8 protein-coding genes are annotated in these 6,463 nt (G+C 71.2%); 4 read left to right on the forward strand and 4 right to left on the reverse strand.

Going from position 1 to position 6,463, the window contains the following annotated elements; all coding sequences use genetic code 11:
• Positions 1–115: 115 nt before the first annotated feature.
• Positions 116–757, forward strand: a complete 642-nt coding sequence (locus ACFWRT_RS02125; protein ID WP_380949480.1) for a TetR family transcriptional regulator — start codon at positions 116–118, stop codon at positions 755–757.
• A 32-nt stretch (positions 758–789) separates the two neighbouring features.
• Here the strand turns inward: ACFWRT_RS02125 and ACFWRT_RS02130 are convergent, their stop codons facing one another.
• Together ACFWRT_RS02130 and ACFWRT_RS02135 are read right to left on the reverse strand one after the other, a co-directional pair.
• Positions 790–1,164 (reverse strand): type II toxin-antitoxin system VapC family toxin, encoded by a 375-nt coding sequence (locus ACFWRT_RS02130; RefSeq protein ID WP_380949479.1) that lies wholly within the window; start codon positions 1,162–1,164, stop codon positions 790–792.
• A gap of 265 nt (positions 1,165–1,429) precedes the next feature.
• Positions 1,430–2,101: an ATP-binding protein gene (locus tag ACFWRT_RS02135; RefSeq protein WP_380949478.1), complete on the reverse strand. Its 672-nt coding sequence runs from the start codon at positions 2,099–2,101 to the stop codon at positions 1,430–1,432.
• A gap of 191 nt (positions 2,102–2,292) precedes the next feature.
• Here ACFWRT_RS02135 and ACFWRT_RS02140 point away from each other — a divergent pair, with 191 nt between their 5' ends.
• Together ACFWRT_RS02140 and ACFWRT_RS02145 are read left to right on the forward strand one after the other, a co-directional pair.
• Entirely contained in the window at positions 2,293–3,177 is an 885-nt protein-coding gene (locus ACFWRT_RS02140; RefSeq protein WP_380949477.1) for a helix-turn-helix domain-containing protein, read from the forward strand.
• Positions 3,174–3,377, forward strand: a complete 204-nt coding sequence (locus ACFWRT_RS02145) for a DUF397 domain-containing protein (protein ID WP_380949476.1) — start codon at positions 3,174–3,176, stop codon at positions 3,375–3,377. Before ACFWRT_RS02140 ends, ACFWRT_RS02145 begins: the two co-directional genes overlap by 4 nt.
• Positions 3,378–3,537: 160 nt before the next feature.
• Here the strand turns inward: ACFWRT_RS02145 and ACFWRT_RS02150 are convergent, their stop codons facing one another.
• Both ACFWRT_RS02150 and ACFWRT_RS02155 read right to left on the reverse strand, forming a co-directional pair.
• Complete coding sequence (locus tag ACFWRT_RS02150) at positions 3,538–3,771, reverse strand: ferredoxin (protein ID WP_179222419.1); 234 nt, start codon at positions 3,769–3,771, stop codon at positions 3,538–3,540.
• Positions 3,771–5,240 (reverse strand): aldehyde dehydrogenase, encoded by a 1,470-nt coding sequence (locus ACFWRT_RS02155; RefSeq protein WP_380949474.1) that lies wholly within the window; start codon positions 5,238–5,240, stop codon positions 3,771–3,773. The genes ACFWRT_RS02150 and ACFWRT_RS02155 overlap by 1 nt, the downstream gene beginning before the upstream one ends.
• Before the next feature lie 199 nt (positions 5,241–5,439).
• Between ACFWRT_RS02155 and ACFWRT_RS02160 the strand changes: the two genes are divergently transcribed.
• Positions 5,440–6,463: MBL fold metallo-hydrolase (locus ACFWRT_RS02160; protein WP_380949473.1), on the forward strand; the 1,024-nt coding region annotated here is incomplete at its 3' end.

Consider the following 6,463-nt stretch of genomic DNA (forward strand, 5'->3'; position numbering starts at 1 on the left):
CGGATCAGGTGATTCGCGCCACGACGGAGGCCCTGGCATGCTGTGCGCGCCCGGACGCAATCGCTTCGTCCACCCGGGTGCGGGATCAACGCCATGGATCGTGAACGGGGACAGCATGACCGCGGACGCCAGACCGGCAGCGCAGCCGCCCACGGACCGCGCGACGCCTCCGCTCACCGAGCGGCAGGAGGCCCGCCGCCGCCGCATCCTGCACGCCAGCGCCCAGCTCGCCAGCCGCGGCGGGTTCGAGGCGGTGCAGATGCGCGAGGTGGCGGAGGCGGCCGGGGTCGCCCTGGGCACCCTGTACCGCTACTTCCCCTCCAAGATCCACCTGCTGGTTGCCACCATGCAGGACCAGCTCCAGCACATGCACTCCACGCTCCGCAAACGCCCCCCGGCCGGGGACGACGCGGCCCAGCGGGTGGCCGAGACCCTGATGCGCGCCTTCCGCGCCCTCCAGCGCGAACCCCACCTGGCGGACGCCATGGTCCGCGCCCTCACCTTCGCGGACCGCAGCGTGAGCCCGGAGGTGGACACGGTCTCCCGCCTCACGACGGCGATCATCCTGGACGCGATGGGCCTGGAGAACCCGACGCCGGAGCAGCTCTCGGCGGTCCGGGTGATCGAGCACACCTGGCACTCGGCGCTGATCACCTGGCTGTCGGGCCGGGCCTCGATCGCCCAGGTCAAGATCGACATCGAGACGGTCTGCCGCCTGATCGACCTGACGGCGGAGCCGGGGCCCGGACGGGGTTGAGGGGCCCGCACGGAGTCCGGCCGCCGCACGGTTCAGACCGGCATGACCTCGACGTCGTACTGCGAGATCCACGGGCTTCGGGTCACGAGGACCAGCCCACAGGCCTGTGCCTGGGCGACGAGAATCCGGTCGAAGGGGTCCTCGTGCACCATCGGGAGCCGCCCGGCCCGCACGCCGTGCGCGGCGGTGACGGGCAGACTCGGAAACGCGAGGTCGCGCACCCGTTCGGCCAGATCACCCGGACCTTCGATCAGGCCGAGGTGCTGCTTGAGGGTGATCTCCCACGGCGACACGGCACTGATGTGTACGGCGTTCGCGGAGTCGAGCAGGTGCCTGACGGGTTCGGACAGCTCCGGCGCATCGTCGAGCCACCACACGATCACGCGGGTATCGAGGAGGAGCCGCATCACGCCATCCCGAAGACAGCGGCGACCCTGGGATGCGGATCATCGAAACGAGCAGGCACACGCACCTGCCCCCGCAGCGAACCCCGCCCGGCCCGCCGGACGGTGGGCCGCACGGACGCGGCAACGAGCAGCGGCACCGGCACCACCGGCACACCGCCCCGGCTGACCACGGTCGGCCACCCGCCGACGAGCTGGACCAGAGTGCCGCGAAACCGGGGCCCCGCACGGCGCGCCGAACGCCACCGAACCCTGCGCCACAGACTCCTCACGACGCCACCACGGGGTCGCCGGCCGCGGTCGGCCGCGCACCGTCCCGCACCAGGAGCGGTTCCGCCGCATCCATCCGCAGACCGGGCCCGTCATCCAGGCCGATCACGACCGCGAGCCCGCCCGACGCGTACCGCTCACTGCGCACGCTCCGGACGGTGCACCAGGCGCCCCAGACCCGTACGGACTGACCAGGACGGACGGTAGCGGCGGCGATCTCGGCCTCGGCGGCCAGGGATTCGGCGCCCACGGATGCAGGCGCGGCGCCGGGCGCCACCACCTCCGCCCAGACCGTCTTGCCGATCCCCGCCGACCGCTCGTCCACGCCCCAGCGGTACGCGAGCGCCTCCACGAGCAGCAGCCCCCGCCCGCCCTGCTCCAGCTCACCGGGCACCCGCACCACGGGACGGCCTCCCCCAGCGTCACTCACCTCAAGCCGGAGCGAGGCGCCTCGCTCCCGGCACACGATGCGTACGCCGATCATCCGGTCCCCGGGGACGGCGACCCGCAGGGCGTTGGTGACCAGCTCCGAGAGCACCAACTCACCGATGTCGGCGGGCGCCTCCCCCGCTCGCCATTCACCGAGCTTGGCGCGCAGGAGTGCGCGGGCCTCGGGGACGCTGCTGCGGCGACGGACCAGCCGGACGTTCACTTCACACAGTTCAGCCATCACGGTCCTCCAGTGGCGCGGTCGACTGAAATCCCTTGCGGGAAAGGCCCGTTCACCCGGGCCTCTCCGACATCAGCAGGATGGACGCGGACTGCTCGAAAATGCAACGTTGCCGATGGCCTCCACATCATTTTTCCCTCTTTCGGGTAACCTCCCCCCGACAGAGCCGCTACTTTGCTAAAGGTGTTCACATGCACGCGAAGAGCACCGCCGCCAACACCTCCACCGTTCTCGGCCGCCAACTCGGCGATGAACTGAGGAGGTTGCGGGAGGCAGCCGGCCTGACCACCAGCCAAGCGGCCGAAGCCCTGGACTGCACCAAGGGCAAGATCAGCCGGATCGAGAACGGCCGGGTGGCCGTCCGGCTCCCCGATCTGACGGCGATGCTGCACGCGTACGAAATCTCCGATCCCGACATCCGGGACCGTCTCGCCTCCTTGGCCCGCAAGGCCAACCGCAGGCGCCGGGAGGGCTGGTGGAACCAGTACGGCGATGTACTCGCCGACACCTACCGCGACTACATCGCCCTGGAAGCCATGGCCGGATCGATCCGGACCTTCCAGGCGCAGCTGATTCCCGGTCTGCTCCAGACTCCGGAGTACATCCGCGCCGTCACCGTGGCTTCGCGCCAGTGGCAGACGGCGGACGAGATCGACAAGTTCGTCCAGGTCCGGCTGGCACGACAGGAACGGCTCCTGGACGACACCCCGCTACAGCTCTGGGCCGTACTGTCGGAAGCCGTCCTCCTCCAGCAAGTCGGCGGTGCCCAGGTGATGAACGCGCAGTTGCAGCACCTGCTGGCCAGTTCCGAGCACCCGAACGTGACCGTGCAGGTGCTGCCGTTCTCGCGCGGGGCACATGCGAGTATGTTCGGCCCGTACGTAGTGCTGGGTTTTCCCGAGGAGGGCGCGCTCGACGTGGTGCTGGCGGACAACCCGTCCGGTTCCATGTGGCTGGAACGGGAGGCGGACGTCTCGCGCTACCAGGACCTGTTCGATGCCGCGCGGACGTCCGCGCTCTCCCCGACGGAATCCCGCGCTGTCATCCGTCGCAGGGCCAAGGAGCATCAAGCATGAACAGCGCACACCACAGCACGCCGAACCTGTCAGGCGCGCAGTGGCGTACCAGCTCGTACAGCGGCGGCAACAACGAGTGCGTGGAGGTCGCCCCGAACCTCCCCCACCTGATCCCGGTCCGCGACAGCAAGCGCCCGACGGGCCCGGTCCTCGCCTTCGACCACACCGCCTGGCAGGCGTTCATCGGTGACCTGGCTTAGGCCTCGGGCCGGTACAGCCCCTCAGGGCCATCCGCCCCTCCGTCCGGCCGAACCGTTTCCCGAACACCCACCTCCCCTCCGGCAGACCGACCACTCGGCCGGAGGGGAGCAGCCGTTTACGCACCGGCGGCGACCTGGCCGCGCGAAGTCCGTTCCCCCGTCACTCCTCCGGCGGGAACACCACCTCCCCCGACCCCACCAGCGTCAGCGTGATCGCCTCGACCGGGCAGCCCTCCGCCGCCGCGAGGACCTGTTCGCCGGCGTCGCGGTCCTCGGTCCGGGGGTGGGACTGGCGGGCCGTGTCCAGGTGGAAGGCGTCCGGGGCGTGGTTCACGCACATGCCGGAGCCGATGCAGACGGAGCGGTCGACCTCGACGTGCCAGCGGTCGCCCATCATGCCTCCCGGTAGCCGGCGGGGAGGTGGATCATCTTGTGCTCGAAGAACTCGCCGTAGCCCTCGGGGCCGAACTCGCGGCCCAGACCGGAGTTCTTGTAGCCGCCGAAGGGGCCGAGCATGTCCAGGCTGAAGGTGTTCACGCTGTACGTGCCGGTGCGGACGCGGCGGGCGATGTCGATGCCGCGTTCGGTGTCGGCCGTCCAGACGCTGCCGCTGAGGCCGTACGGGGAGTCGTCGGCGATGCGGACCGCCTCGGCCTCGTTGCCGTACGGGATCAGGCAGATCACCGGGCCGAAGATCTCCTCGCGGGCGATGCGCATGGAGTTGTCGACCGAGCCGAAGAGGGTCGGTTCGACGTACCAGCCGCGTTCCTGGGAGGCGGGGCGGCTGCCGCCCGTGAGGATCTTGGCGCCTTCCTCCTGGCCCAACTTGATGTAGTCCAGAGAGCGTTGCTGTTGGCGTTGCGCCACCAAGGGGCCCAGTTCGGTGGTCGGGTCCAAGGGGTCGCCCACCCGCAGGGCGCCCGCCGCTGCCGCGAACGCCTCCGCTATCTCCTCGTAGCGGGAGCGCGGGGCCAGGATGCGCGTCTGGGCCACGCACGCCTGGCCGTTGATCATCCAGGCGAAGGGGACGATGCCCGCGACCGCCGCCTCCAGGTCCGCGTCCGGGAGGATGACTGCCGCCGATTTGCCGCCGAGTTCGAGGGTGACGCGGGTCAGGTTGCGGGAGGCGACCTCCATCACGCGGCGGCCGGCGGCCACCGAGCCGGTGAAGGAGACCTTGTCGATGTCCCGGTGGCCCACCAGGTACTCGCTCACCTCCCGGTCGGCCGGGAGGATCGAGAGGACCCCGGGCGGCAGGCCCGCCTCCGCCGCTATCTCCGCCAGGAGGTAGGCGTCCAGGGGGGTTTCCGGGGAGACCTTCAGGACCGCCGTGCAGCCGGAGAGGAGCGCGGGCGCCAGTTTGGCCGCGGCCGTGAACTGGGGGACGTTCCACGGGACGACCGCCGCCACCACCCCGACCGGTTCGCGGCGGACCAGGAGGGGGCCCAGCACCCCGTCGCGCCGCTCCTCGTACGGGAACGTCCGCGCCACCGTGATCGCCGAGTCCCACACCATCATCGCGGCCAGCGCCTGCACCATCACGCTCGCGCTGTACGGGGTGCCGTTCTGGGCGCTGATCAGGCGCGCGAACTCCTCGTACCGGACGGCGAAGGCGTCCTTGATCCGCGTGATCACCGCGATCCGCTCGTCCAGCGTCATGCGCGGCCAGGGGCCCTCGTCGAAGGCCTGGCGGGCGGCGGCGACCGCCCGGTCCACATCCCCCTCCGAGGCGTGCGGTACGCGGCCGATGACCTGTTCGGTGTGCGGGGAGATCACCTCGATGACGCCGGTGCCGAGCGGGTCGGTGAACTCCCCGCCGATGAACAGCTTTCCGTGTTCCACCAGCTCCGTACGTTCCGTCATGGCCGTTGCCTCCCGCGAAGCGAACCCGTACACCGCAACTGACTGCTCGTCAGAACTGATACCAGTTCCTGTTCCAGGAGTCCACGGCGTGGACCGCGGCCGAGAGGCGTCGATGTGGTTGGGCTGGGCTACCACTGGAACAAGTTCTCGTTAGAGTGGGGGCAGTTCGCGCCGCCTGCCGAGCAGAGATGGGGAGCCCATGACTCAGGTGACCGACCACGGCGGGGGCGTCCACAGCATCAAGGTCCCCATCCCGGACAACCCCCTCGGCCACACCCTCGTCCACCTCGTCGACACCGACCGGGGGCCCGTCCTCATCGACACGGGGTGGGACGACCCGGCGTCCTGGGACACCCTGGTCGCCGGGCTCACCGCCCTCTCCACCGCCGTCACCGACGTCCACGGCGTCGTCATCACCCACCACCACCCCGACCACCACGGCCTCTCCGGCCAGGTCCGCGAGGCGTCCGGGGCCTGGATCGCGATGCACGAGGCGGACGCCGCGATCGTCCGGCGTACCCGGGAGGCCGCGCCCGGCACCTGGCTCGACTACCTCGCCCGCAAGCTCGCCGCCGTCGGCGCGCCCGACGACCACCTCGCCCCCCTGCTCGCCGCCCGCGGCAGCGGCCGGCCGCGGACCTTGCCCGGGCTGCGCCCCGCCCTGCCGGACCGGGAGATCGTCCCCGGCGAGCTGCTCGCCCTCGCCGGGCGGCGGCTGCGCGCCGTCTGGACCCCCGGGCACACCCCGGGCCACGTCTGCCTCCATCTGGAGGAGCGGCATCCGGCGGATCTGCCGGGGCACGGGCGGCTGTTCTCCGGGGATCACCTGCTGCCCGGGATCAGCCCGCACATCGGGCTGTACGAGGACCCGGACGACTCCGCCGTCTCCGATCCCCTCGGGGACTACCTCGCCTCGCTGGAGCGGATCGGGCGGCTCGGGGTGGCCGAGGTGCTGCCCGCCCACCAGCACGCGTTCACCGGTGCGGGCGGACGCGTACGGGAGCTGCTGGACCACCACGAGGAGCGGCTGACCGGGCTGCTCGCCCTGCTCGCCACGCCGCTCACCCCGTGGCAGCTCGCCGAGCGGATGGCGTGGAACCGGCCCTGGGAGCAGATCCCGCACGGTTCGCGGTCGATCGCCGTCTCGGAGGCCGAGTCCCATCTGCGGCGGCTGGTGAAGCTCGGGCGCGCGGAGGCGGTGCCGGGCGCCGACCCGGTGACGT

The sequence above is a fragment of the Streptomyces cyaneofuscatus genome, assembly GCF_042718795.1.
In the GTDB taxonomy this organism is placed as follows: domain Bacteria; phylum Actinomycetota; class Actinomycetes; order Streptomycetales; family Streptomycetaceae; genus Streptomyces; species Streptomyces cyaneofuscatus_A.

Bases quoted from the DNA above. Each gene is read 5' to 3' on its own strand.
- ACFWRT_RS02145 (WP_380949476.1), top strand. From the start codon at position 3,174: ATGAACAGCGCACACCACAGCACGCCGAACCTGTCAGGCGCGCAGTGG.
- ACFWRT_RS02130 (WP_380949479.1), bottom strand. From the start codon at position 1,164: ATGCGGCTCCTCCTCGATACCCGCGTGATCGTGTGGTGGCTCGACGAT.
- ACFWRT_RS02140 (WP_380949477.1), top strand. From the start codon at position 2,293: ATGCACGCGAAGAGCACCGCCGCCAACACCTCCACCGTTCTCGGCCGC.
- ACFWRT_RS02155 (WP_380949474.1), bottom strand. From the start codon at position 5,240: ATGACGGAACGTACGGAGCTGGTGGAACACGGAAAGCTGTTCATCGGC.
- ACFWRT_RS02150 (WP_179222419.1), bottom strand. From the start codon at position 3,771: ATGGGCGACCGCTGGCACGTCGAGGTCGACCGCTCCGTCTGCATCGGC.
- ACFWRT_RS02125 (WP_380949480.1), top strand. From the start codon at position 116: ATGACCGCGGACGCCAGACCGGCAGCGCAGCCGCCCACGGACCGCGCG.
- ACFWRT_RS02135 (WP_380949478.1), bottom strand. From the start codon at position 2,101: ATGGCTGAACTGTGTGAAGTGAACGTCCGGCTGGTCCGTCGCCGCAGC.